This is a genomic window from Pseudomonas sp. LS_2, from assembly GCF_042709235.1.
Taxonomy (GTDB): domain Bacteria; phylum Pseudomonadota; class Gammaproteobacteria; order Pseudomonadales; family Pseudomonadaceae; genus Aquipseudomonas.
The window spans coordinates 128,068-151,841 of record NZ_JAVAYC010000008.1 but is presented as its reverse complement, the minus strand read 5'-3'; the positions used below and the strand labels follow the sequence as shown (position 1 = coordinate 151,841).

General features: G+C 64.4%; 21 protein-coding genes. 8 read left to right on the top strand and 13 right to left on the bottom strand.

Annotated features, from left to right (window positions below; genetic code table 11):
- Positions 1–3 precede the first annotated feature (3 nt).
- Complete coding sequence (locus RAC97_RS09995) at positions 4–162, bottom strand: YqaE/Pmp3 family membrane protein (protein WP_033696002.1); 159 nt, start codon at positions 160–162, stop codon at positions 4–6.
- 210 nt (positions 163–372) lie between these two features.
- Positions 373–1,650 (bottom strand): aspartate aminotransferase family protein, encoded by a 1,278-nt coding sequence (locus tag RAC97_RS09990; RefSeq protein WP_375099573.1) that lies wholly within the window; start codon positions 1,648–1,650, stop codon positions 373–375.
- Between the two features lie 210 nt (positions 1,651–1,860).
- On the opposite strand from RAC97_RS09990, the gene RAC97_RS09985 reads away from it, so the two are divergent.
- Entirely contained in the window at positions 1,861–2,784 is a 924-nt protein-coding gene (locus RAC97_RS09985; RefSeq protein ID WP_375099572.1) for a LysR family transcriptional regulator, read from the top strand.
- Positions 2,785–3,014: 230 nt separating this feature from the next.
- On the opposite strand, the gene RAC97_RS09980 is transcribed toward RAC97_RS09985, so the two are convergent.
- The 9 genes from RAC97_RS09980 to bioB all read right to left on the bottom strand — a co-directional run bounded on the left by RAC97_RS09980 (position 3,015) and on the right by bioB (position 13,352).
- Positions 3,015–4,793 (bottom strand): acyl-CoA dehydrogenase C-terminal domain-containing protein, encoded by a 1,779-nt coding sequence (locus tag RAC97_RS09980; protein ID WP_375099571.1) that lies wholly within the window; start codon positions 4,791–4,793, stop codon positions 3,015–3,017.
- 118 nt (positions 4,794–4,911) lie between these two features.
- A complete protein-coding gene (locus RAC97_RS09975; protein WP_375099570.1) occupies positions 4,912–6,195 on the bottom strand; it encodes a diguanylate cyclase in 1,284 nt (427 codons plus the stop codon).
- 192 nt (positions 6,196–6,387) lie between these two features.
- A complete protein-coding gene (locus RAC97_RS09970; protein ID WP_375099569.1) occupies positions 6,388–8,193 on the bottom strand; it encodes a phenylacyl-CoA dehydrogenase in 1,806 nt (601 codons plus the stop codon).
- Positions 8,194–8,476: 283 nt separating this feature from the next.
- A complete protein-coding gene (locus RAC97_RS09965) occupies positions 8,477–8,773 on the bottom strand; it encodes a pyrroloquinoline quinone biosynthesis protein PqqE (RefSeq protein ID WP_375099568.1) in 297 nt (98 codons plus the stop codon).
- Between the two features lie 134 nt (positions 8,774–8,907).
- Positions 8,908–9,588, bottom strand: coding sequence for a dethiobiotin synthase (gene bioD, locus RAC97_RS09960; protein ID WP_375099567.1), 681 nt, complete (start codon positions 9,586–9,588; stop codon positions 8,908–8,910).
- A gap of 1 nt (position 9,589) precedes the next feature.
- Complete coding sequence (gene bioC, locus RAC97_RS09955; RefSeq protein ID WP_375099566.1) at positions 9,590–10,402, bottom strand: malonyl-ACP O-methyltransferase BioC; 813 nt, start codon at positions 10,400–10,402, stop codon at positions 9,590–9,592.
- Positions 10,395–11,126, bottom strand: coding sequence for an alpha/beta fold hydrolase (locus RAC97_RS09950; RefSeq protein WP_375099565.1), 732 nt, complete (start codon positions 11,124–11,126; stop codon positions 10,395–10,397). The genes bioC and RAC97_RS09950 overlap by 8 nt, the downstream gene beginning before the upstream one ends.
- Entirely contained in the window at positions 11,119–12,291 is a 1,173-nt protein-coding gene (gene bioF / locus RAC97_RS09945; RefSeq protein ID WP_375099564.1) for an 8-amino-7-oxononanoate synthase, read from the bottom strand. Before bioF ends, RAC97_RS09950 begins: the two co-directional genes overlap by 8 nt.
- Before the next feature lie 2 nt (positions 12,292–12,293).
- A complete protein-coding gene (bioB, locus tag RAC97_RS09940; RefSeq protein ID WP_377748166.1) occupies positions 12,294–13,352 on the bottom strand; it encodes a biotin synthase BioB in 1,059 nt (352 codons plus the stop codon).
- Positions 13,353–13,441: 89 nt separating this feature from the next.
- Between bioB and RAC97_RS09935 the strand changes: the two genes are divergently transcribed.
- From RAC97_RS09935 to rarD, 4 genes are all read left to right on the top strand, one after another.
- Positions 13,442–14,179 carry a ComF family protein gene (locus RAC97_RS09935; protein WP_375099562.1) on the top strand — a complete coding sequence of 246 codons (738 nt, stop codon included), beginning with the start codon at positions 13,442–13,444 and terminating at the stop codon, positions 14,177–14,179.
- Between the two features lie 55 nt (positions 14,180–14,234).
- The gene (locus RAC97_RS09930) at positions 14,235–14,999 is read left to right on the top strand and encodes a TOBE domain-containing protein (protein ID WP_375099561.1); all 765 of its coding nucleotides are present in this window, start codon (positions 14,235–14,237) and stop codon (positions 14,997–14,999) included.
- A 71-nt stretch (positions 15,000–15,070) separates the two neighbouring features.
- Positions 15,071–16,048 carry a serine/threonine protein kinase gene (locus RAC97_RS09925; protein ID WP_375099560.1) on the top strand — a complete coding sequence of 326 codons (978 nt, stop codon included), beginning with the start codon at positions 15,071–15,073 and terminating at the stop codon, positions 16,046–16,048.
- Positions 16,049–16,108: 60 nt separating this feature from the next.
- Positions 16,109–16,996 carry an EamA family transporter RarD gene (gene rarD, locus RAC97_RS09920; RefSeq protein WP_375099559.1) on the top strand — a complete coding sequence of 296 codons (888 nt, stop codon included), beginning with the start codon at positions 16,109–16,111 and terminating at the stop codon, positions 16,994–16,996.
- A gap of 216 nt (positions 16,997–17,212) precedes the next feature.
- Here the strand turns inward: rarD and RAC97_RS09915 are convergent, their stop codons facing one another.
- A complete protein-coding gene (locus tag RAC97_RS09915) occupies positions 17,213–17,731 on the bottom strand; it encodes a glycine cleavage system protein R (RefSeq protein ID WP_375099558.1) in 519 nt (172 codons plus the stop codon).
- A 445-nt stretch (positions 17,732–18,176) separates the two neighbouring features.
- On the opposite strand from RAC97_RS09915, the gene RAC97_RS09910 reads away from it, so the two are divergent.
- Complete coding sequence (locus RAC97_RS09910) at positions 18,177–20,354, top strand: malate synthase G (RefSeq protein WP_375099557.1); 2,178 nt, start codon at positions 18,177–18,179, stop codon at positions 20,352–20,354.
- Positions 20,355–20,425: 71 nt separating this feature from the next.
- On the opposite strand, the gene RAC97_RS09905 is transcribed toward RAC97_RS09910, so the two are convergent.
- Positions 20,426–20,869, bottom strand: coding sequence for a response regulator (locus tag RAC97_RS09905; RefSeq protein WP_375099556.1), 444 nt, complete (start codon positions 20,867–20,869; stop codon positions 20,426–20,428).
- Positions 20,870–21,081: 212 nt separating this feature from the next.
- Between RAC97_RS09905 and RAC97_RS09900 the strand changes: the two genes are divergently transcribed.
- Together RAC97_RS09900 and RAC97_RS09895 are read left to right on the top strand one after the other, a co-directional pair.
- Positions 21,082–23,019, top strand: coding sequence for a DUF294 nucleotidyltransferase-like domain-containing protein (locus RAC97_RS09900; protein ID WP_375099555.1), 1,938 nt, complete (start codon positions 21,082–21,084; stop codon positions 23,017–23,019).
- Positions 23,016–23,726, top strand: a complete 711-nt coding sequence (locus tag RAC97_RS09895; protein WP_375099554.1) for a PolC-type DNA polymerase III — start codon at positions 23,016–23,018, stop codon at positions 23,724–23,726. Before RAC97_RS09900 ends, RAC97_RS09895 begins: the two co-directional genes overlap by 4 nt.
- Positions 23,727–23,774 lie beyond the last annotated feature (48 nt).

Here is a 23,774-nt window from a genome sequence, read left to right as displayed (position 1 = left end):
TTCTCAGCGTTTGGCGATGATGTACACCGCATGCACGATCCCCGGGATGTAGCCCAGCAAGGTCAGCAGGATATTCAGCCAGAATGCCCCGGCGAAGCCCACCTGCAGGAACACGCCCAGCGGCGGCAGGATAATGGCGATGATGATGCGGATGAAGTCCATGCAAGTCTCTCCTGGGTACGTTCTCAACACAGACTAGCTGGGCATGCCGGAGGTTCCACTGGCCCTATGAGATCAACACCGTACCTGTAGGTGAAGGCTTGCACGCGACGAGACATCTGGAAACCGTGGACAAAAAAACGCCCCGGGCCGAGAACTCCAGGCCAGGGGCGATGCGCAGACTACGCTAGACGGTTCGTTGAATTCTTAGGGTCAGGCAGACACCTTGCGCCGCCCATGCTGGCGCGCATGCAGCCGGGCGAAGGCGCGAGCCAGGCGCAGCAGCATTTCGTCGATATTGCCCCGGCTTACCGTCAGCGCTGGTGAAAAGCGCAGCACATCCGCCTGCGGAGCGCCCAGCAGCAGGCCCTCCTGCAAAGCCGCCTCGACCATTTCAGATGCCTGCGCTTCACGCAGCTGCAAGGCCCACAGCAAGCCCTGCCCGCGCACCTGGCCCTGGCCATAGCGTCCCGCCAGGCGGCTGAGGCCATCGCGCAGGTGTCGGCCACTGTCGCGTACTTGCTCGAAGAACCCAGGCTCCAGCACGCTGTCCAGCACCGCCAGGCCCGCCGCGCTCATCAGTGCGTTGCCATGGTGGCTGCCTTCCAGCTCGCCAGGCTCGGCGCAGCACGCCGTGCCACGGGCCAGCAGCGCCGCCAGCGGTACTCCGCCACCCAGGCCTTTGCCCAGGGTGATGATGTCGGCCCGCACATCGAAGGTTTGCTCGGCCAGCAGGGCGCCGCAGCGGCCCATGCCGGTCTGCACCTCGTCGAGGATCAACAGGATGCCCAGCTCGCGGCACAGCTGCTCGACGCCCTTGAGGTATTCGCCGGTAGCCGGAATCACCCCAGCCTCACCCTGGATAGGCTCCAGCATGATCGCCACGGTGCGCGAGTCGACCTCGGCATGCAGCGCCGCCAAGTCATTGAACGGTACCTTGCTGAAGCCCGGCAGGCCGGGCTCGCAGCGGTTGCAGGGCAGCGGGTCGGAAGCCGCCAGGGTACCCAGGCTGCGCCCATGGCAGCCCTGGCTGGCGGTGATGATGTGGTAGGCGCCGTTGCGGTGCCGTTGGCCCCACTTGCGCGCCAGCTTGATCGCCCCCTCGCAGGCCTCGGCGCCGCTGTTGAGCAGGTAGGCCTGATCGCTGCCAGTGCTCTGGCATAGCCGGTCGACCAGGCTCAGCAGGCCCGAGCTGTGAAAGCCCGCTCCGGGATTTATCAGCGCCTGCGCCTGGCTGGCCAGGGCCTTGGCCAGCACGCCTGGGCTGTGGCCAAGGCTGTTCACCCCGCCGCCCTGGGTGAAATCCAGGTAGGCATGGCCCTCGCTGTCCCACAGCCATGACCCCTGGCCCCGCACGAATACCTGTGGCGCTCGCTCGATGCTGGGCATCAGGCGCTCACGCGCACGCTGCGGCGTACCCGCCTCGTACGACGCGGCGGGCGGTGGCTCGGCAATCACGGGTACCGAGCGGCGCAGCTTGAACAGGTTCATGTGGGCTCCAGGCAATCATGCAAGGCTCAGGTCAAGGCCCTCGGTCTGTGCCAGAGGTGAATGTTCTGCCTTGCCTATCGAAATACTTTTCCAACTTGGGCCCTCAGGCGCATATGCAGCGCTTCAGGCCCGCGTAATACGGGGATAGACTAGGCACGTCGCGGCACTGCGGCCATTTCGTTTTTGCAGCTTTTTCGATAAGCAGGACTTATGGATTTTCGCCAACTGCGCTATTTCGTCGCGGTCTATGAAGAGGGGCATGTCGGCCGCGCCGCCGAGCGCCTGTCACTGTCCCAACCGGCGCTGTCACAACAGATCCGCCAGCTCGAGCACAGCCTTGACCTGAGCCTGTTCGAGCGCAGTAACAAGCGCCTATTGCCCACCCTGGCCGCCCATACCCTGTACAACCACGCCCTGCCCCTGCTCGACGGCCTGCAACGTGCCCAAGAGGCCATGCGCAGCTTCAAGGGCCAGTCGCTGCGTAACCTGGCCATCGGTGTGCTGCAAACCGTACGCCCAAGCCTGGTGCCGCAATTGCTGGAGCGTGTGCGAAGGGCGCAGCCGCATCTCGTGGTGCAGATCTACGAATTGTCTGGCCTGGAAATCGAGCGGCGCCTGCTCAACGGCAACCTGGATATCGGCATCAGCTACCTGCCCCCCCGCCAACCTGGCTTGCATGGGCAATTGCTGTACGAAGACGAATTGCAACTGGTCATCCCCAATAACCACCCTTTGAGGGACTTCAAGAAAGTATCCCTCAGGCAGGCCGCCGAGTTGCCCATGTTGATGCTCGGCGAGGAGTTCCAGATCCGTCAGATCTGGCAGGCGCAACTGGCCAACCTGGGGCGCCGGCCACAGGTCCAGGCGGAAATGAACAACATGGCGGGCATTCTCGACAGCCTGGCCCACACGGCCCTGGTGACCATCCTGCCGGGGCGGGCAAAGGACGCGGCCGAAGAGGACCATGGGCTGATGTGGAAGCCCTTGAGCGAACCCCGGGTACCATTGGAGGTCGGCTTGGTGTACCGCGATGCCCAGCGCCAGCAGGCTTCGGTGGAACTGCTGCGAAGCCTGCTCGAAGCAGAAAGCGATACGCGACCGGGTGGCATGTCGCCGCAAGAGCCGCTGGGCTAGAAAATGCGGACGAAGAAAACCCCGCCGAAGCGGGGTTCCCTAGACTGTTTCCCTGACATCCCTATCGCCCCACCTTCCTGGCGGGAATCCTACGTAATCCCTGTTCTGTCCTTGCGCTTCCTGCGCTACGTCCATGTAGGAAAGATTACTCGTGGATCCAATATTAGGAAAGGGGAGAAAAGTCACCGCGTGATGTAAGCCAAAGCTTACACGGACGGCGTCTTTACCCTTTAGAACTGCTCAGCCTCCAGCAAATACAGCGACTCGCTGCCGGCCTTCACCGACGCTACCAGCGAATCCACGCGCGGCAACAGGCGCGCGAAGTAGAAGCGCGCGGTGCCGAGCTTGGCCCCGTAGAAGACTTCGTCACCTTCGCCGGCCTTGGCCGCCCGGGCCATCAGTGCCCACATATAGGCATAGGCCACGTAGCCGAAGGCGTGCAGGTACTCCACCGAAGCTGCACCGATCTCATTGGGGTTGCCCTTGGCTTGGTCCAGCACCCATTCGGTCAAGCCGTCGAGCTGGTCCAGAGCAGCGGCCAACGGTGCAGTGAACTCGCCCAGCTCGCTGCCGGCACTGCCGATGAACTGGCGGATTTCATCGGAGAACAGACGGTAGTAGGCGCCGCCGCTGGCGACGACCTTGCGGCCCATCAGGTCCAGGGCCTGGATACCGTTGGTGCCTTCGTAGATCTGCGTGATACGCACGTCGCGCACCAGCTGCTCCTGGCCCCACTCGCGGATGTAGCCATGCCCGCCGAATACCTGCTGGCCGTGCACCGCGCACTCCAGGCCCAGGTCGGTGAGGAACGCCTTGGCAACGGGGGTCAGCAGCGCCACCAGTTCGTCGCTGCGCTTGCGGGTGGCGGGGTCTTCGCTGTACTTGGCGCTGTCCAGCTGCATGGCCACGTAGGTGGAAAACGCACGGCCACCTTCGATCAACGCCTTCATGGTCAGCAGCATCCGGCGCACGTCGGGGTGGACGATGATCGGGTCGGCAACTTTTTCCTTGGCCTGTGGACCGGTCGGGGCGCGGCTTTGCAAGCGGTCGCGGGCGTATTCCACCGCGTTCTGGTAGGAACGCTCGGCCGAAGCCAGGCCCTGGATACCAACGCCCAGGCGCTCGTAGTTCATCATGGTGAACATCGCCGCCAGGCCCTTGTTCGGTTCACCGACAATGTAGCCCACGGCCTCGTCGAAGTTCATCACACAGGTCGCCGAGGCCTGGATGCCCATCTTGTGTTCGATGGAGCCGCAGGTGGCCGGGTTGCGGGCGCCCAGGCTGCCATCCTCATTGACCATGAACTTCGGCACCAGGAACAGCGAGATGCCTTTGGGCCCCGCTGGCGCGTCGGGCAGCTTGGCCAGCACCAGGTGAATGATGTTCTCGGTCAGGTCGTGCTCGCCGCCGGTGATGAAGATCTTCGTACCGCTGACCTTGTAGCTGCCGTCTGCCTGTGGCTCGGCCTTGGTGCGAATGATGCCGAGGTCGGTACCGGCGTGGGGTTCGGTCAGGCACATGGAGCCTGCCCAGACGCCGGCATACATGTTCGGCAGGTACTTTTCCTTGAGCGCTTCGCTGGCGTGGGCGTTGATCGACAGGCAGGCACCGGCGGTCAGCATCGGGTACAGGCCAAACGACAGGCTGGAAGCGTTGACCATTTCCTCGACCTGCGCCGAGATCGCCTTGGGCATGCCCATGCCGCCGAACAGTGGGTCGCCACCCACGCCAACCCAGCCGCCTTCGGCGTAGGTGTTGTAGGCCTCGATGAAGCCTGCCGGGGTGCGCACGGCGCCGTTGTCCCAATGGCAGCCTTCTTCATCGGCGGCGCGGCTGAGTGGGGCAATGGTCTTGCTGGTGACTTTGCCGGCTTCCTCCAGCACGGCCAGGGCGGTTTCCGCATCCACGGCGTCGGCCAGGCCAGGCAGCTGGGCCCAGAGGTCGGCAACGTTGAAGACTTCATTGAGAACGAAGCGCATGTCGCGCAACGGCGCTTTATAGTCAGCCATTACTACCTCTCGCTAGCAGAGTCGGGCGGTTTGTACCGCACATTGGAATGTGCAGCAGTGTACCCGAACAACTTTTGCGAGACATAGAGTCATCAGTCGACTAATTAGTCCAATTAAGTCACGCCGTGCGAATGGCGCCTCGCCGCAGTTGCTGGCCTGCCATCACTACGCAATTACGCCCGGCGCTCTTGGCGCCATACAGTGCCTCGTCGGCTGATTTCAGCACTTCTTCCGGGTTGCGATGGTCAGCCAGACGCTCGGCCACGCCGATACTGATAGTCACCGAGACAGTGCTGCCCGCGGCGCCTGCGCGGCGTTGGCGGCCTGTCGAATCGTCCTGGGGGCGGCTGTTCTGGTCGCGCAGCTGAATCGCGTAGTTGGCGATCATCTCGCGCACCGCTTCCAGGTGCGGCAGGCACTCTTCGGCGGTCTTGCCGGCGAACACCAGGGCAAATTCCTCCCCGCCGTAGCGGTAGGCGCGCCCACCGCCTGTCACTTTGGAAAGTCGACTGGCGACCAGACGCAGCACCTGGTCACCCACATCGTGACCATAGGTGTCGTTGAATTTCTTGAAGTGGTCCACATCGGTCATGGCAATCACGTAGCTACGACCCAGGCGCTGCATGCGCTCGTTCAGCGCGCGCCGCCCCGGCAGGCCGGTCAGCTCGTCACGGAAGGCCATCTGGTAGGCCTCGTGGGACACCGCAGCGGCGATCATCAGCATCACCTGGCTGCACATGATGTTCAGGGTAAACGGCAGGATGAAGGTTTGCGGCAGCATCCAGAAGATCCCCAGCAACCCGATCACCTGGGCCGCATGCAGCGGTCGCGGCTCACGAAGGTACTGCACCACCAGCAGGATGAACACCGCCAGGAACAGCGGGTAGACCAGCTGGATCAGGCTCATCCACTGGCCGTGCAACGCCGGCCAGCGGATCTCCGCCAGCCATGCCAGCAGCGCCTGCGGGAAGCTCTGCTCCAGCGCCAGGGCCACGCTGCCCACCGCGAACAGCACGGCGAAGCGCGCCAGCATGTCCTGGGCCAGGTGCGTACGCTCCTGCCAGGCGGCGAACAGGCCGAACAAGGCCGGCAGCAGCAGGCAGACCAGGTGGAACACCACGGCAGCGTCCTCGCGCACCCGGCCGTTGTCGCGGTAGAAATCGGTCTGGGTGTCGAGCAGGTAGTAGGCAACGTACACGGTGACCATCAGGAACAGCTCGCGCTGGCGACGGTAGACCGCGCAATAGGCGCCGCCGAGCAGCAGCACCAAAGTGGGCAAGACGTTGAACAGGGACGTGAAGAAGACGCTGAGGTCTCTCACGTACGCCGCCGCGAGCCCCGACACCAGCAACAGCAGTGAAGGCAGGAAGTGGCTCGCGCGTACTGCGGATAAACGAAACAAGGGTAATCTCCGACCCGGCAGATCGATAATGGCATTGTGCCCATCTTTAATCGGCAGCGCACATGAATAGATGAATACCGATTGCGCGTTGCAGGCGTTTTTCTCGTTACCGGATACGACATACCCGGTTGGTACAGGCGAAAAAAAACGCCTGCCGGTGAGGGCAGGCGTTTTTTCGTACAGCTGGAAGGCTTAGATCGACAGGCCGAAGTCTTCTTCTTTCATCGCCATCAGGTTGTCGGCACCCGACAGGATCGCCGCCACGTGGGTACGGGTACGCGGCAGGATGCGCTGGAAGTAGAAGCGCGCGGTCTGCAGCTTGGCGGTGTAGAAGGCTGCTTCGCTGGTGCCGGCAGCCAGCTTCTCGGCGGCCAGGCGGGCGATGTCGGCCCAGAAGTAGGCCAGGCAGGCGTAGCCGGAGTACATCAGGTAGTCCACCGAGGCGGCCCCCACTTCCTCGCGGTCCTTCATGGCGGCCATGCCGATCTTCATGGTCAGCTCGCCCCACTCCTTGTTGATGGCGGCCAGCGGAGTGACGAACTCCTTGACCGCTTCGTTGCCTTCCTGGGCCTGGCAGAACTTGTGCACGATCTTGGTGAAGCCCTTGAGCGCCTCGCCCTGGGTCATCAGCACCTTGCGGCCCAGCAGGTCGAGGGCCTGGATGCCGGTGGTGCCTTCGTACAGCATCGAAATACGGCTGTCGCGTACGTTCTGCTCCATGCCCCACTCGGCGATGAAGCCGTGGCCGCCGTAGATCTGCACACCGTGGTTGGCTGCCTCGAAGCCGACCTCGGTCATGAAGGCTTTGGCGATCGGGGTCATGAAGGCCAGCAGGGCGTCGGCTTTCTTGCGCTCTTCCTCATCCTGGCTGTACTTGACGATGTCCACCTGCTTGGCGGTGAAGTAGACCATTGCACGGTTGCCTTCGGCGAAGGCTTTCATGGTCAGCAGCATACGGCGCACGTCCGGGTGGACGATGATCGGGTCGGCGGCTTTTTCCGGGGCTTTCGGACCGGTCAGAGAGCGCATCTGCAGACGCTCGCGGGCATACTTCAGGCCACCCTGGAACGCCACTTCGGCATGGGCCAGGCCTTGCAGCGCGGTCCCCAGGCGAGCGGTGTTCATGAAGGTGAACATGCAGTTCAGGCCCTTGTTGGCTGGGCCGATCAGGTAGCCGGTGGCACCGTCGAAGTTCATCACGCAGGTGGCGTTGCCGTGGATGCCCATCTTGTGCTCGAGGGAACCGCAGCTCACCGCGTTGCGCTCGCCCACGCCGCCCTGGGCGTCGAGGGTGAACTTCGGCACGATGAACAGCGAAATGCCCTTGGTACCCGCGGGGGCATCGGGCAGTCGGGCCAGGACGATGTGGACGATGTTATCGGCCATGTCGTGCTCGCCAGCGGAAATGAAGATCTTGGTGCCGGAAACCTTGTAGGAACCATCTGCCTGGGGCTCGGCCTTGGTGCGCAGCATGCCCAGGTCGGTACCGCAGTGTGGCTCGGTCAGGCACATGGTGCCGGTCCACTCGCCGGTGACCAGCTTGGTCAGGTAGTGCTCTTGCTGCTCCGGGGTGCCGTGCTCGGAGATGGTGTTCATTGCGCCGTGGGACAGGCCTGGGTACATGCCCCAGGACCAGTTCGACTCACCGACCATTTCGCTGATCGCCAGGCCCAGCGACTCTGGCAGGCCCTGGCCGCCGTGCTCGACGTCATGGGCCAGGCTCGGCCAGCCGCCTTCGACGAACTGCTTGTAGGCTTCCTTGAAGCCGGTCGGGGTCTTCACGCCCGATTCGCTCCAGGTGCAGCCTTCCAGGTCGCCGACGCGGTTCAGCGGGGCCAGCACCTGCTCACAGAATTTCGCGCCTTCCTCGAGGATCGCGTCGACCATGTCCGGCGTGGCGTCCTGGCAACCCGGCAGGCTCTGATAGTGCGCTTCATAGCCAAGCAGTTCGTCACGGACGAAGCGAATATCACGCAAGGGGGCTTTGTAATCAGGCATGGCGATGAACCTTTGTGATGAGTTCGAGGGAAGACCGCGAATAGCGACCAGCTCTTGGTGGCTTTCGGTCAAACAAGTGTTTGAAACTTACGTTTAGCTCCGTTCAATGTCAAGACGGGACTATGGTGCCATTTACGCCTCGAAAGAGGCCGTAAATGCCATCTCTCGCCAAGACCCTTCAGCCACGGGGCCGCCCCCGATGCGTTCTGTCAGGCAAATAGCGGTTAAGGGGACGATGCAACGGCGGGCCAAGCCCGCGATCACAGGGAACGTGCGAGTGCAGTCAGGCGTAGGTGTCGATGAACCGACCAAGCATTTCGTCGGACGCCTTGGCGACTTTTACGCCAAGCTCGACCTGATGTTTACCCAAGGCCAGCTCAACGGTGCTGGTGGCCAGGTCCATCTGCTGGCTGCGGTCGACTGCGCGCAGGCGCTCGGCCTGAAAGTCGCTGGACTGACTGGTGGCGGAACGCTCGACGCTGTTATTGGCGATCTGGCTGGCGGCCTGGTCGACGCGATTCTGCCCGGCCTGGATGGCGCCAAGGCCTGCGTAGAAGGCAGAGCTACCGTTGATTTCCATTTCGGAACTCCAGGAAAGCGAAAGACGAACGGCCTAATTAAAGCAGGGCCAGAGGCAAAAGGCCCGTTTAAATCCCTAATAGCCTAGTGCCAGCTGATAGACAAACGCCTCGCTGCCGCGTTCTTCGCCGAGCCTCAGTCCAGCAAATCCAGTTGCAGGTGCGCCGCCACCGCATCCGCCGTGGCTTGCTTGAGCTTGGGCACCCGGCCCAGGCAGGGCGCAGGCAGGCGTTCGGCCAGGCTCGCCAGGTTTTCTTCCAGGCGCGAGGTGCGTGGGTCGACAATATTCGCCACCCAGCCGGCCAGTTGCAGGCCATCGCGGGCAATCGCCTCGGCGCTGAGCAGCGCATGGTTGATACAGCCCAGGCGCACCCCGACCACCAGGATCACCGGCAGCTTCAGGGCCATGGCCAGGTCCGACAGGTTGGCATGGTCCGACAGCGGCACGCGCCAGCCGCCAGCGCCCTCGACCAGCGTGAAATCGGCACCTTGGGCCAGCACGTTGCGCATGGCCGCGAGCAAGGTCGGCACACTCAGCGCGACACCTGCTTCGCGCGCTGCCAGGTGCGGAGCGATGGCCGGCTCGAAGGCGAATGGGTTGACCTGCTCGTAGGGCAGTTTCACCGAGCTCTCGTCGATCAGCGCCAGCGCATCGCTATTACGCAGACCCTTGGAGGTGAGGTTGCAGCCCGAGGCGACCGGCTTCGCACCCAGGGTACTCAAGCCTTGCAGCTTGGCCGCATACAGCAGCCCTGCCGCTACGGTGGTCTTGCCGACATCGGTGTCGGTGCCCGCAATGAAATAGGCCTGGTTCATCTCACCCCTCCTTGCGCAGCACGCCGTACACCACCTGGTAGGTAGCCGGCAGCCCCTGGGGTTGGCGGAACTGTTCGTAGGCCTGCAACAGCCCTTGCATGCGTGCCCGCCCGGTCAGCCCGGAAGGGCGACCTGGGTTGAGGTTATGTGCGCCGAGTGCCTTGAGCTCGTGGGTGAGGCTGCGCACATCCGGGTAATGCAGCACATGTGGCTGGCAAGTCAGCCCCAGCACCTGCAAACCACTGCCGTCGCATAGGCGCTGGTAATCGTCGAAACGGCGGAAGCGGTTGACGTGCACCTGCCCATCAACCGCCTGCCAGCTGGCGCGCAGCTCCTCCAGCGTACCCACGCAAAGGCTGCTGAAGGCCATCACACCACCTGGGCGCAGCACACGCCTGGCCTCTTCCAGCACAGCGGCGAACTGGTCGCACCACTGCACGGCCAGGCTCGAGAACACCAGGTCGAAACATTCATCGCCGAGCGGCAGGCGCTCGGCATCGCCCGCCACATGGTAGTGCGCACCACCCTGCTCGCGGGCATGCTCGAGCATACCTTCAGCGATATCCACCGCCACCCCGGTGGCCGTGTCGAAGCGTGCCGCCAATTCCCGGCTGAAGTGACCGGTGCCGCTGCCCAGGTCGAGCCAGCGTGAAGGAGACAGCGCGGCAGGCAACTGCACGAGCAGGTGCTCGCCGACCGCACGCTGCAACGCCGCGACGCTGTCATAGGTGGCCGCCGCGCGGGAAAACGAAGCCGCCACCTGGCGCTTGTCGGGCAGCGCGCCGGGCAGGATCGGTCGGGAAAGGTCAGTCATCGCCACTCTCATGCAGGAAACTCTTGATACCCGCCGCCAGCTCCTGCGGATATTCCAGCAGAAAGGCGTGGGAACTGTCTTCGACCAGGCCGACTTCCACGTCCGGCAGCAGTTCGCTCAGGGCCTTGGCAGCGTCTGCCGGCACCAGCGCATCGCTGCCGGCGAACAGGTGCAATTGCGGGCCGGCGTATTGCTCCAGCGCCTGGCGGGTGTCGAGCCTGGCCAGCACCTCGAGCCCGCTGGCCAGGTACAGCGGGTCGGTATCCGGCACACCGATGCCCAGCTGGCGCAGCAGTGTGCGTGGTTGCTGGGCGCCGTCGCTGCACAAGGTGCGAAAGCGCTTGAGGGTGACCTGGGTATGGCTGCGGCAGCCGTCGAGGAAGGTACCGAAGGTGTCTTCGGGCATGCCGTGAGGCCAGTCCGGCCGGGCCACGAAGCAGGGGTTGCTGGCCAGGGTAAGCAGGCCGCAGCAATGATCGCTGCGCTTGTGCGCCAGCAGACTTGCCAGCATGCCGCCGAGCGACCAGCCCCCCAGCCAGGCATCGGTGGGCAGCTTACGGTCGAGGTAGTCGACCCAGGCTTGCACATCGGCGTCGGCCAGTTCCGGCAAGGGCGCCAGCTCTACCTGAAGACGCGGGTCCTGGGCACGCAGGCTCGCGGCCAAGGGCTCGAGGGACGCAGTGCCCAGGCCCCAGCCGGGCAGAAGAATCAGTCGGTTACGCATCGGCAGGCTCCAGCTGTGCATGACATTCAGCCAATGCATTCAACAATAGCTGCACCTGCGCCTCGCTGTGCGCCGCACTCAGGGTCACGCGCAAGCGCGCGCTGCCGGCAGGCACGGTGGGTGGGCGAATCGCCGTGACCAGCAAGCCTCGCTCGCGCAGCATGCGTGACAGCTGCAAGGCGCGGGCGCTGTCGCCGATGACGATCGGCTGGATAGCCGTCGGGCTTTCCATCAGGTCCAGGCCAATCTGCCGGGCGCCTTCGCGGAACTGGCGGATCAGCCCATTGAGGTGTTCACGCCGCCAGCTTTCCCGGCGAAGCAGCTCCAGGCTCTTGAGCGTGGCGCACGCGAGGGCCGGTGGTTGGCTGGTGGTATAGATGTAGGGCCGGGCGAACTGCACCAGCGCCTCGATCAACGCCTCGCTGCCCGCGACGAATGCGCCGGCGGTGCCGCAGGCCTTGCCGAGGGTGCCGACCAGTACCGGGACGTCCTCGCCCCCCATGCCCAAGTGCTCGACGATGCCGCCGCCCTGGGCACCCAGGGTGCCGAAGCCATGGGCGTCGTCAACCATCAGCCAGGCCCCCTTCGCACGAGCAACCGCCGCCAGCGCCGGCAGGTCGGCCAGGTCGCCATCCATGCTGAACACCCCGTCGGTGACCACCAGGGTGTCGCCGCTGGCCTTTTCCAGGCGGCTGGCCAGGCTGGCCGGGTCGTTATGCAGATAGCGACTGAAGCGCGCACCACTGAGCAACCCACCATCGAGCAAGGATGCGTGGTTGAGGCGGTCTTGCAGCACCGTATCGCCTTGCCCCACCAGTGCGGTGATGGCGCCGAGGTTGGCCATGTAGCCGGTGCTGAACAGCAACGCGCGCGGGCGCCCGGTGAGTTCGGCGAGGGCTTGTTCCACCTCATGGTGTGGCGCGCTGTGGCCGACGACCAGGTGCGAGGCACCACCACCGACTCCCCAACGCTCAGCGCCAGAGCGCCAGGCGGCGATCACCTCGGGGTGGTTGGCCAGGCCAAGGTAGTCGTTGCTGCAAAAAGCCAGCAACTGCCGGCCATCGACCACCACCTGTGGCCCTTGCGGGCTTTCCAGCAGGGGCCGCTGCCGATACAGGTCTGCGGCGCGCCGTTCGGCCAGGCGCGCCGCCAGGTCGAAAGCCATGCTCAGGCAGAGGCGGCGTTATAGAAGAGCTCGGTGCTGCGCTGCTCGACCAGCGCCTGCTCGATGGCCGCCTGGTGCACCTCGTCGGCATGCTCTTCGCGCGCCTCAGGCTTGATGCCGAGACGGGCGAAGAGCTTCATGTCCTTGTCGGCCTGGGGGTTGGCAGTGGTCAGCAGCTTCTCGCCATAGAAGATCGAGTTCGCACCGGCCATGAAGGCCAGGGCCTGCATCTGCTCGTTCATCTGCTCGCGCCCAGCCGACAGGCGCACATGGGATTTCGGCATGAGGATGCGCGCCACCGCCAGCATGCGGATGAAGTCGAACGGGTCGACGTCTTCCTCATCGGCCAAGGGGGTGCCAGCGACCTTGACCAGCATGTTGATCGGCACCGACTCCGGGTGCTCCGGCAGGTTGGCCAGCTGGATCAGCAGGCCTGCGCGGTCGTCCAGCGACTCGCCCATGCCCAGGATGCCGCCGGAGCAGATCTTCATACCCGCATCACGCACGTAGGCCAGGGTCTGCAGACGCTCGCCGTAGGTGCGGGTGGTGATGATGCTGCCGTAGAACTCCGGCGAGGTATCGAGGTTGTGGTTGTAGTAGTCCAGGCCCGCGTCGGCCAGGGCCTCGGTCTGCTCGCGGTCGAGGCGGCCCAGGGTCATGCAGGTCTCCAGGCCCAGGGCCTTGACCCCTTTGACCATTTCCAGCACGTAGGGCATGTCCTTGGCGGAAGGATGCTTCCAGGCCGCGCCCATGCAGAAGCGCGTGGAACCGATGGCCTTGGCCCGTGCGGCTTCCTCGAGCACTTTTTGCACTTCCATCAGCTTCTGTTTTTCCAGCCCGGTGTTGTAGTGGCCGGACTGCGGGCAATACTTGCAGTCTTCCGGGCAGGCGCCGGTCTTGATCGACAGCAGGGTCGACACCTGGACGCGGTTTGGGTCGAAATGCGCGCGGTGCACGGTCTGCGCCTGGAACAACAAGTCATTGAAAGGTTGCTGGAACAGCGCCTTGACCTCGGCCAGGGACCAGTCGTGACGTGTTGTTGCAATTGTGCTGGCGCTCATTGGCGTTTCCTTATCTAGGCTCTGACTGGCGCCGGGACAGTAATGCCCGCCAGCGCATCACGGATAGCTCGCATAGTCACGGAAGGCCCATGCACTGTCAACCACACATAAAAGCACTGGTTTACAAGTGTTTAAATATTGAACAGACGTGTTTGCTGTGCGGCGACGTTGCCGGGCAGCCCTACCCGTTGTGCGTTGCCTGCGAATGCGAGCTGCCTTGGCTCAGGGACCAATGCCTGCGCTGCGCCTTGCCACTGCCCATGCCAGGCCTCGTCTGCAGCAGCTGCAGCCGACGCCCACCGGCGTTCGAGCAGGTCATAGCTCCATGGCACTATGGCTTCCCGATCGACGCGATGATCAGCCGCTTCAAGCACCACAGCCAGTGGCCGCTCGGCCATCTGCTGGCCCGGCAGCTCGGCATGGCGTTGCAACATCGTTATGCCGAGGGGCTGCCTCGGCCAGAGCGGCTGTTGCCGGTGCCACTGGCCCGCGGTCGACTGCGCCAGCGCGGCTTCAACCAGGCCGGCATGATTGCGCAGTGGCTGTCGGCGGACCTGGGCGTTCGCTGCGACCAACGGTTGCTACAGCGCCCGCACGACACCCCGGCGCAGCAGACCCTCGGCGCCAAGGCACGGCAGCGCAACCTGCGGCGGGCGTTCAGCTTGAGTGCAGGCGCCCAGGTAGAGGGCCAGCACCTGGCCGTGGTCGACGATGTGCTGACCACCGGCGCCACCGCCCAGGCACTCGCCAGCCTGCTGCTCAAGGCCGGCGCACAACGGGTCGATATCTACTGCCTGGCACGCACGCCGAAACCCGCGCAGGGTTGACTTGGCCGGGGTCGGGAGGCAAGTTCGGCGCATTCCCACAAACGATAGCCGCCCCATGTCCTTGCCAGCCCTGCTCACCCAGCACATAGCCCGCCGCCCGCAACGTATCGCGCTGTTGCAGCACATCGCCGAGCAGGGTTCGATCACCCGTGCGGCCAAGGCGGCAGGCATGAGCTACAAAGGCGCCTGGGACGCTATCGACGAACTCAACAACCTGGCCGCCAGGCCTCTGGTGGAGCGCAGCACCGGTGGGCGCGGCGGCGGAGGCGCCAAGCTGTCGGCCGAGGGCGAACGGGTGCTGCGCCTGTACCAGCGCTTGCAGGCGCTGCAGGCAGAAATCCTCGATGCCACCGAAGAAGCCAGCGACCTGGACCTGCTGGGTCGCCTGATGCTGCGCACCAGCGCCCGCAACCAGCTTCAAGGCCAGGTCAGCGGCCTGCGCCGCGAAGGCCGCCACGACCGCGTCAGCCTGGCGCTGGGCGGCGGCCTGGAGATCGAGGCGCTGATTACCCGCGACAGCACCGAGCGCCTCGAACTGACGTTGGGCAGTACCGTCGTTGCACTGCTCAAGGCCGGCTGGGTGACCTTGCTGGGGCCGGATGACGCAACGCAAGCGGGCAGCAACGTCTTGCCAGCGCAAGTCGAGGAGGTACTGGCCGACCAGCAAGACACCAGCGAAGTCAGGCTGGCGCTGAGCAACGGGCAGACCCTGTGTGCGTTTGCCGAGCAGGCATGGCTGGAACAGCAAAGCGTGGCGACCGGCACGTCGCTGCGGGTGCAATTCCACCCCTCCTTCGTGCTGCTCGGTGTGCCGGTGTAGGCCGAATCCGGCGGTTCTCCAGGGGCTAATGCGCTACCATGGCGCACGCCGTCCATCCGCCCGGAGCCTCCATGTCCCACCCCTTCGACACCCTCACCCCCGACCTGGTCCTGGATGCCGTGGAAAGCCTGGGGTTTCTCAGCGATGCACGGGTGCTGGCGCTCAACAGCTATGAAAACCGCGTCTACCAGGTGGGCATCGAAGGCCAGCAGCCGTTGATCGCCAAGTTCTATCGCCCGGGCCGCTGGAGTGATGCGGCCATTCTGGAAGAACACCGGTTCACCGCCGAGCTGGCCGAACATGAAGTGCCGGTGGTTGCGCCCCAGCAGCATGAAGGCCGCAGCCTCTTCGAACACCAAGGCTTTCGCTTCGCCTTGTTTCCACGCCGTGGCGGCCACGCACCAGAGCCTGGCAATCTCGACCAGCTGTACCGCCTGGGCCAGTTGCTCGGGCGTCTGCACGCAATAGGTGCCAGCCGTCCCTTCGAACACCGCGAGGCGCTGCTTGTGGACAACTTCGGCCGCGCCTCGCTGGATACCCTGCTGGCCGGCGGCTTCGTGCCCAAGGAACTGCTGCCAGCCTTCGAATCCGTCGCCCGCGACCTGCTGCAACGGGTCGAGGCCATCTACCGCCGAACTCCGTATACCGCCATCCGCCTGCACGGCGACTGCCACCCCGGCAACCTGATGTATCGCGACGAGACCTTCCATGTCGTCGACCTTGACGACTGCCGCATGGGCCCGGCCGTGCAGGACCTGTGGATGATGCTGGCCGGTAGCCGCGAAGAGCGCCTTGGCCAGTTGGCCGAGCTGGTCGATGGCTACAATGAGTTCCACAATTTCGAGCCGCGCCAGCTGGCCCTGATCGAGCCCTTGCGCGCCTTGCGCCAGCTGCACTACAGCGCCTGGCTGGCAAGGCGCTGGGACGACCCTGCGTTTCCACGCAGCTTCCCTTGGTTCGGCCAGCCACGTTATTGGGGCGACCAGATCCTGGCACTGCGTGAACAGATCGCCGCCCTGGACGAGGAACCACTGAAATTGTTCCAGTAGAACTGCATAGTCTGTCTACAATAGGCGCCGCATATTTAGCTACCTAAGCAAGGAATCAGCATGCACGCCGCCAACCCGCGACGCGGGTACATCCTCGGCCTTTCCGCCTACATCATCTGGGGCCTGTTCCCCATCTACTTCAAAGCCATCCAGAGCGTACCGGCGGTGGAAATCATCGTGCACCGGGTGCTCTGGTCGGCGCTGTTCGGCTCACTACTACTGCTGGTGTGGAAGCATCCCGGCTGGTGGCGCGAGCTGCGTGACAACCCGCGGCGCCTGGCAATCCTGGCTCTGAGCGGCACGCTGATCGCTGCCAACTGGCTGACCTACGTGTGGGCGGTGAACAACGGACGTATGCTCGAGGCCAGCCTGGGCTACTACATCAACCCGCTGATCAACGTGCTGCTGGGCATGCTGCTGCTCGGCGAGCGTCTGCGTCGCCTGCAATGGCTGGCCGTGGGCCTGGCGACACTTGGGGTGGCGCAGCAGGTATGGCAGGTCGGTAGCCTGCCGTGGGTATCGCTGGCACTGGCCCTGACCTTCGGTTTCTATGGGCTGATCCGCAAGCAGGCGCCAGTAGCCGCTTTGCCAGGACTGGTGGTGGAAACCTGGATGCTGGTGCCGTTGGCCTGCGCCTGGTTGCTGCTGCACCCCGCCGCCCACAGCGCACAGCCAGCATTCTTCACCACCACCGAAGCACTGTGGCTGATGGCTGCCGGGCCCGTGACCCTGGTGCCGCTGGTGTGCTTCAACGCTGCGGCGCGTCACCTGCCCTATACCACCCTGGGCTTCCTCCAGTACCTGGCGCCTACCCTGGTGCTGCTGCAAGCGGTGCTGTTGTTCGACGAGCACCTGGCGCCGAGCACGCTGATCGCCTTCATGTTCATCTGGGCAGGGCTGGTGATCTACAGCCTCGATGCCTGGCTGAGCCTGCGCAAACGCACCTGATCAAAAAACGCTCAAAATGATACAGGCCACGGAAATCGTGGCCTGTATCATTGTCTCCATAGGTTATCCACAACCTCGTCCCCGCGCTTTGTGCACAAGCAACTGATTTCTGTACGTTTTTCGCTCAAACCTGCGCACCCCTCGTGAGTGCTGGGCTAGCGCCTTGCGCCCCCAGGTTATCCACAGGGCCTTCCCCGCAAAACCGGGATAACCCGCTCAGTCTTCTGGACGCAGCTTCAACTCCACCATCAGGTCATCGGCCAGGCTCTCAAGGCGTTGTTGCAGGTCATCCAGCGACAACGCCAGTGGCAGCGCCAACAGCGCATCGGCCCGAAACAGAGGCTCGCTGCTCATGGGGGCAGGCACGACCTCGGTGGAGAGGCGCTCCAGGTTGACCCCTTGTTCGGCCAATAACCGGGTGATGTCACGCACGATCCCTGGCCGATCGTTACCGACCAGCTCCATGGCGATCGGCTTCCAACTGCACGAAGGCTCGATGCCGCTCTCGGCGATCAGCACCCGAATGCCGTAGGTGTCGAGCTTCTGCAAGGCTACCACCAGTTCGTCGTAGCCTTCCGCCGGCACCGCCACCCGGAGAATTCCGGCGAACTGCCCGGCCATGCGCGACATGCGGCTCTCCAACCAGTTGCCACCATGCTCGGCGATGCACTGGGCGATGCGTTCGACCTGCCCGGCCTTGTCAGGGGCGATCACGGTCAGTACAAGATGGTCCACAGGCCACTCCTCCAGAACGCCTCAGACGGTATGAAACAAAGGCATCGCATCAGTATAGGCAAGGCGCGGCAACCTGCCGCAGGGCGCTGAGCGCGTTAAATCGTGTACCGTTTCAAGATTTATCTGGAACAATCCACCAGTTTTTTGCGAACATGCGCACTCCCAGCGTGACCCCATGCGACCGATTGGTCGCGCAACGACGCTTTTAGTCTGATGTTCACCCGCCTACTGCATCATGTAGTATTCGCCAGCGCAGACTACAAAACGTCGTTCGACTGTCTGCCAAGGCGCCTGTGAAAATACGCAAACCGCTTGCCTGCGCATCTGGCAGGCGACACCCAGCCGCCTGGCACGCAATGCAGGCATGTACTGGTAGGCGTGTTTAGAGAAGCGCTACAGGCTTAATACTGAAAGAGCGAAACAGCTGAGCAGAGTGAGGCAAGCAATGACTGAACACGTTCACGTCGGTGGCCTTCAGGTCGCCAAGGTCCTGCACGACTTCGTCAACGACGAAGCCATTCCAGGCACCGGCATCGTCGCCGCGCAGTTCTGGGCAGGCGCAGAGAAGATCATCAACGACCTCGCTCCAAAGAATAAGCACCTGCTCGCCAAGCGCGACGAGCTGCAAGCCAAGATCGATGCCTGGCACCAGGCACGCAAAGGCCAGGCCCACGATGCCGCCGCCTACAAGGCATTCCTCCAGGAAATCGGCTACCTGCTACCACAAGCAGACGATTTCCAGGCTACTACCGCCAACGTCGACGAAGAAATCGCCCACATGGCCGGCCCGCAGTTGGTCGTGCCGGTGATGAATGCACGCTTCGCCCTCAACGCCGCCAACGCCCGCTGGGGTTCGCTGTATGACGCGCTGTATGGCACCGATGCCATCAGCGAAGCCGGCGGCGCCGAGAAAGGCCAGGGTTACAACAAGGTACGCGGCGACAAGGTCATCGCCTTCGCCCGCGCCTTCCTCGACGAAGCCGCGCCACTGGCCGCAGGCTCCCATGTCGACGCCAACGCCTACCGCATCGAAGCCGGCAAGCTGGTGGTCGGGCTCAAGGGCGGCAGCAACAGCGGCCTGCGCGACGACGCGCAACTGATCGGCTACCAGGGCGACGCCGCAGCGCCAACCGCCATCCTGCTCAAGCACAATGGCCTGCACTTCGAGATCCAGATCGATGCCAGCACCCCGGTCGGCAGCACCGATGCCGCGGGCGTGAAGGACATCCTCATGGAAGCGGCGCTGACCACCATCATGGATTGCGAAGACTCGGTCGCCGCAGTCGACGCCGACGACAAGGTGATCGTCTACCGCAACTGGCTGGGCCTGATGAAGGGCGACCTGGCCGAAAGCGTGAGCAAGGGCGGCAAGACCTTTACCCGCACCATGAACCCTGACCGCGAGTACACCGCAGTCGGTGGCGGCAGCGTCACCCTGCACGGCCGCTCGCTGCTGTTCGTGCGCAACGTCGGCCACCTGATGACCAACCCGGCGATCCTCGACGGCCAGGGCAACGAGATTCCCGAAGGCATCCAGGACGCCCTGTTCACCGGCCTGATCGCCCTGCACAACTTCAAGAGCGACGTCAGCCGCAAGAACAGCCGCACTGGCAGCCTGTACATCGTCAAGCCAAAGATGCACGGCCCGGAAGAAGTGGCCTTCACCGCCGAGATCTTCAGCCGCGTCGAAGACCTGCTGGGCGTGCCGCGCAACACCCTGAAGGTCGGCATCATGGACGAGGAGCGCCGTACCACGGTCAACCTCAAGGCCTGCATCAAGGCCGCTGCCGAGCGCGTGGTGTTCATCAACACCGGCTTCCTCGACCGCACCGGCGATGAAATTCACACCTCCATGGAAGCCGGCGCCGTGGTGCGCAAGGGCGCCATGAAGAACGAGAAGTGGATCGGCGCCTACGAGAACAACAACGTCGACATCGGCCTGGCCACCGGCCTGCAAGGCCGTGCGCAAATCGGCAAGGGCATGTGGGCCATGCCTGACCTGATGGCCGCGATGCTCGAACAGAAGATCGCCCACCCGCTGGCCGGTGCCAACACCGCCTGGGTGCCGTCGCCGACCGCTGCAGTGCTGCACGCTCTGCACTACCACAAGGTGGATGTGCAGGCGCGCCAGCGCGAGCTGGCCTCACGCACCCCGGCATCGGTCGACGACATCCTGACCCTGCCGCTGGCCGCCGATACCAACTGGTCGGCGGACGAGATCCGCAACGAGCTGGACAACAACGCCCAGGGCATCCTCGGCTATGTCGTGCGCTGGATCGACCAAGGCGTGGGCTGCTCGAAGGTGCCGGACATCAACAACGTCGGCCTGATGGAAGACCGCGCCACCCTGCGTATTTCCGCGCAGTTGCTGGCCAACTGGCTGCGCCATGGCATTGTCAGCCAGGAGCAGGTGCTGGAAAGCCTCAAGCGCATGGCGGCGGTGGTCGACAAGCAGAACGCCGGCGACGCCCTGTACCGCCCGATGGCGCCGAACTTCGACGACAACGTCGCGTTCCAGGCGGCCGTGGAGTTGGTGGTAGAAGGTGCCAAGCAGCCGAACGGCTACACCGAGCCGGTGCTGCACCGTCGTCGCCGCGAGTTCAAGGCGCGCAACGGGTTGTAACGATGTAAATGGGGCCGCTTCGCAGCCCTTCGCGGGCTTGCCCGCGAAGGGGCGCGCAGCGGCCCCATTGTTCAACCGATTCCCAACTCCTTCCTCACCAGCTCCAGCAACCTGCCCAGGTCCACCGGCTTGAGCAAGAAATCCACCACCCCCAGGTGCATCACATCCACCGCTTCCTTCACATCGGTGTCACCCGACACCACGATGATCGACAACGCCGCACGCTCCGACTCGCGAATCTGCCGGATCAGTTCCAGGCCATCCTTGGGCTCCATGCGCAGGTCGGTGATCATCACGCCGATACGCGGCTCGCGCCTCAGGCACTCCAGCGCCGCTTGGGCGCCGTCGGCGCTGATGCAGTCCAGGCCTTTGGTTTTCAGATACAGGCACAGCGCCTCGCGGTTGACCAGATTGTCGTCCACCACCAGGACCCGTTGCGCCGGGGCCGGCGGGGCAGCGAGCACGGCCAACGCCTCACGTTCGGCGTCACTCAGCAGGTCGTCATGCTCGTTCATGGCCATCTCGTCAAAAATCCCTGATTTGAAGTTCAGACCGCAAAACAACGCCGTGCAAACTGCCTTTCGTCGGCTATTTGACGCACGTTGCCTTCACGTTCGGTTTATAGACTTACGTCCAATGGGCACCGCAGAGCGGGCGGCCGACCATGGGGCTCTAGAACAACAATGCCTGTGTATAAACACACAGACACACATATGCGGTCAGTTCCATGAGCAAGAAGGACGCCTACACCCAAGCCGGCAGGACGGCAGTGCTACAGAACATCCAGGGGACCCTGCAGTTCCTCCAGCGCTTCCCGCCATTCAACCAGATGGAGCACAGCCACCTGGCCTACCTGGTCGAGCAGTGCCAACTGCGTTTCTACGCCACTGGAGAGAGCATCATCAAGCCCTCCGACGGGCCAGTTGAGCACTTCTTCATCGTCAAGCAGGGGCGTGTGGTCGGCGAGCGCCAGCACGTCACCGGCCCCGGCACGCAAACCACCTTCGAAATCGCCAGCGGCGAGTGCTTCCCCCTGGCCGCGCTGCTGGGCGAGCGGGCCACCCGTACCGAGCACCTGGCCGGCGAAGACACCTTCTGCCTGCAACTGAACAAGGCCGCGTTCATCCGCGTGTTCTCGCTCTCGGCGGTATTCCGCGACTTCGCCCTGCGCGGCGTCAGCAGCCTGCTCGACCAGGTCAACCAGCAGGTGCGCCAGCGCGCCGTGGAAACCCTGGGCACTCAGTATTCGCTGAATACCCCCCTGGGGGAGCTGGCCATGCGCCACCCGGTGACGTGCACGCCTGAAACCCCGCTGCGCGAGGCCGTGCGCCTGATGCACGAGCAACAGGTGGGCAGCATCGTCATCGTCGACGAGCAGCGCTTTCCCACCGGCATCTTTACCCTGCGCGACCTACGCCAGGTGGTGGCAGACGCCAGCGCCGAGCTAAGTGCGCCGATCGAGCGGCACATGACCGCCGCGCCGTTCTACCTCAGCCCCCAGGCCAGTGCCTTCGACGCCGCCATGGCGATGACCGAACGGCACATCGCTCACGTCTGCCTGGTCGACGGCCGCCGCCTGTGCGGCGTGGTGTCCGAGCGCGACCTGTTCTCGCTGCAGCGGGTGGACCTGGTGCACCTGGCGCGCACCATCCGCCACGCCCCGCGCCTGGACGTGCTGGTGGCGCTGCGTGGCGAGATCAGCCAGCTGGTCGAGCGCATGCTGGCCCATGGCGCCTCCTCGACGCAGATCACCCAGATCATCACCCTGCTCAACGACCACACCGTGTGCCGAGTGATCGAACTGGCGCTCGCCGAGCGCGGCGACCCCGGCGTGCCGTTCAGCTGGCTGTGCTTCGGCAGCGAAGGACGCCGCGAGCAGACCCTGCACACCGACCAGGACAACGGCATCCTCTTCGAAGCCCGCGACAGCGCCGAGGCCGACGCCATCCGCACGCGCCTGCTGCCGCTGGCCCAGTACATCAACCAAAACCTGGCGCAGTGCGGCTTTACCTTGTGCAAAGGCAACGTGATGGCCGGCAACCCCGCGCTGTGCCTGTCGCGTGGCGAGTGGGCGCGACGTTTCTCTGGGTTTATCCGCGAGGCCAGCCCCGAGAACCTGCTGGGTTCGAGCATCTATTTCGACCTGCGCGTGGTCTGGGGCGATGAGGCCGGTTGCGAGCAATTGCGCCAAGGCATCCTCGCGCAGGTCGCCGACAACCGCATCTTCCAACGCATGCTGGCCGACAACGCGCTGCGCCAGCGCCCGCCGGTGGGGCGCCTGCGCGAGTTCGTGCTGACCCGCCAGGGCAACGACAAGGCCGCTACCCTCGATCTCAAGGTGCAAGGCCTGACGCCCTTCGTCGATGGCGCCCGCCTGCTGGCCCTGGCCCATGGCATCGGCGCCAACAACACCTTGGAACGCCTGCGCCAGCTGGTCGCCAAGGACGTCATCGACCCGCTCGACGGCGCTGCCTTTGAAGAGGCCTACCACTTCATCCAGCAAACCCGCATGCAGCAGCACCAGCGCCAGAGCCGCGACAACCTGCCGTATTCCAACCGCCTCGACCCGGACAGCCTCAACCATCTGGACCGACGCATCCTGCGCGAGTCGCTGCGCCAGGCCCAACGCCTGCAAAGCAACCTGGCGCAGCGGTACCAGCTATGAACCTGTTCGCCTGGCTGCTTCCCGCCGCCCCCAAGCTCGACGACGACCTGCGCCAGCGCCTGGCCCGCCTGCCGCGCCCGGCGCCGCTCGGCGTGCACCCACTGCGCGCGCAGCGCTGGGTGGTGCTGGACCTGGAAACCAGCGGTCTGAACCTGAACCGCGACCAGGTGCTGTCGATCGGCGCCGTGGCCATCGAGGATGGCGCCATCGCACTTGGCCAGCAGTTCGAGCGCACCCTGCACCGCCCCGAGCAGAAGACCAACTCCAGCGTGCTGATCCACGGCCTGGGCCCCAGCGCCCTGGCCGCCGGCTGTGACCCGGCCGAAGCCTTGGTCGAACTGATGGAGTTCATCGGCGACAGCCCGGTGCTGGCCTTCCACGCGCCCTTCGACCAAGGCATGCTCGCCCGGGCATTGAAAGAGAGCCTCGGCCACCGCCTGCAACATACCTTCCTCGACGTGGCCGAGCTGGCCCCCCTGCTCAACCCGGAAACCGTGCTGCGCGAGGCCGGGCTGGACGACTGGGTCGCGCGCTTCGGCCTGGAAGTCCAGGCGCGCCACCATGCCAGCGCCGACGCCCAGGTGACCGCCGAGCTGGCCTTGATCCTGTTCAGCCAGGCCCGCCGCCAGCAACTCGACAGCCCGCTACAGCTTGAGCAGCGCCTGAGGCAGTGGCGCCGGCGCACGAGTCACGGGCACGGCATGTAAACCCGGCACACAACCCGCTCCTACAGGGTTTGTGCCGTGCATTGACTG

Coding starts and splice junctions, on each gene's coding strand:
- RAC97_RS09925 (WP_375099560.1), top strand. CDS start 15,071: ATGTCCCACCCCTTCGACACCCTCACCCCCGACCTGGTCCTGGATGCC.
- RAC97_RS09970 (WP_375099569.1), bottom strand. CDS start 8,193: ATGCCTGATTACAAAGCCCCCTTGCGTGATATTCGCTTCGTCCGTGAC.
- RAC97_RS09985 (WP_375099572.1), top strand. CDS start 1,861: ATGGATTTTCGCCAACTGCGCTATTTCGTCGCGGTCTATGAAGAGGGG.
- bioC (WP_375099566.1), bottom strand. CDS start 10,402: ATGACTGACCTTTCCCGACCGATCCTGCCCGGCGCGCTGCCCGACAAG.
- RAC97_RS09900 (WP_375099555.1), top strand. CDS start 21,082: ATGAGCAAGAAGGACGCCTACACCCAAGCCGGCAGGACGGCAGTGCTA.
- bioD (WP_375099567.1), bottom strand. CDS start 9,588: ATGAACCAGGCCTATTTCATTGCGGGCACCGACACCGATGTCGGCAAG.
- RAC97_RS09995 (WP_033696002.1), bottom strand. CDS start 162: ATGGACTTCATCCGCATCATCATCGCCATTATCCTGCCGCCGCTGGGC.
- bioF (WP_375099564.1), bottom strand. CDS start 12,291: ATGGCTTTCGACCTGGCGGCGCGCCTGGCCGAACGGCGCGCCGCAGAC.
- RAC97_RS09935 (WP_375099562.1), top strand. CDS start 13,442: ATGCACTGTCAACCACACATAAAAGCACTGGTTTACAAGTGTTTAAAT.
- RAC97_RS09895 (WP_375099554.1), top strand. CDS start 23,016: ATGAACCTGTTCGCCTGGCTGCTTCCCGCCGCCCCCAAGCTCGACGAC.
- RAC97_RS09990 (WP_375099573.1), bottom strand. CDS start 1,650: ATGAACCTGTTCAAGCTGCGCCGCTCGGTACCCGTGATTGCCGAGCCA.
- RAC97_RS09980 (WP_375099571.1), bottom strand. CDS start 4,793: ATGGCTGACTATAAAGCGCCGTTGCGCGACATGCGCTTCGTTCTCAAT.
- rarD (WP_375099559.1), top strand. CDS start 16,109: ATGCACGCCGCCAACCCGCGACGCGGGTACATCCTCGGCCTTTCCGCC.
- RAC97_RS09910 (WP_375099557.1), top strand. CDS start 18,177: ATGACTGAACACGTTCACGTCGGTGGCCTTCAGGTCGCCAAGGTCCTG.
- RAC97_RS09905 (WP_375099556.1), bottom strand. CDS start 20,869: ATGAACGAGCATGACGACCTGCTGAGTGACGCCGAACGTGAGGCGTTG.
- RAC97_RS09950 (WP_375099565.1), bottom strand. CDS start 11,126: ATGCGTAACCGACTGATTCTTCTGCCCGGCTGGGGCCTGGGCACTGCG.
- RAC97_RS09965 (WP_375099568.1), bottom strand. CDS start 8,773: ATGGAAATCAACGGTAGCTCTGCCTTCTACGCAGGCCTTGGCGCCATC.
- bioB (WP_377748166.1), bottom strand. CDS start 13,352: ATGAGCGCCAGCACAATTGCAACAACACGTCACGACTGGTCCCTGGCC.
- RAC97_RS09930 (WP_375099561.1), top strand. CDS start 14,235: ATGTCCTTGCCAGCCCTGCTCACCCAGCACATAGCCCGCCGCCCGCAA.